Origin of the sequence: Prevotella sp. MGM1, from assembly GCF_002933775.1 — a bacterium.
In the GTDB taxonomy this organism is placed as follows: Bacteria; Bacteroidota; Bacteroidia; order Bacteroidales; family Bacteroidaceae; genus Prevotella.
Map to the genome: position 1 here is coordinate 1 of NZ_BEWV01000038.1, position 509 is coordinate 509.

Genomic DNA, 509 nt, shown 5'->3' on the forward strand with positions numbered 1-509 from the left:
GTATCAGCAGCGGCGCCAGTCTCGGCGTGGCCTTTGTGGTGTTGCTCTCCGGCTCATTGGGCGGTGTGGCTCTCAGCCGCATGGGCTATATCGGCGACGTGGCCATGTCGGTGGCCGCCATTGTCGGATCGCTTGCCGTGATGTCCCTTATCCTTTATGTCGCGCAGAAGGTCAGGGGCAACGTCACCCTGCTTATCATCGGCGTGATGATCGGCTATCTCGCAAACGCGATTATCGGCGTGATGAAGTTTTTCAGCGCCGAAGAGGATGTCAAGGCATACGTGGTCTGGGGGCTTGGCAGTTTCGCCCGTGTGTCCGGCGATGCCATGATGCTCTTCATCGTGCTTATGGCCGTTCTCCTGCCGCCCGCTTTCCTGCTCGTGAAGACCATGAACCTGCTGTTGCTCGGCGACGACTATGCCCGTAATCTCGGTCTTGACGTGCACCGTGCCCGCATGAGGGTGATCGTCAGTTCGGGCGTGCTTGTGGCCATCGTCACGGCCTATTGC

The 509-nt window shown here is 59.5% G+C and carries 1 protein-coding gene; it reads left to right on the forward strand.

Annotation, left to right across the window (positions count from 1 at the left end; all coding sequences use genetic code 11):
* Positions 1 to 509 (forward strand): iron chelate uptake ABC transporter family permease subunit (locus MoGM_RS00610; RefSeq protein WP_146078598.1); only part of this gene is annotated, 509 nt, incomplete at both ends.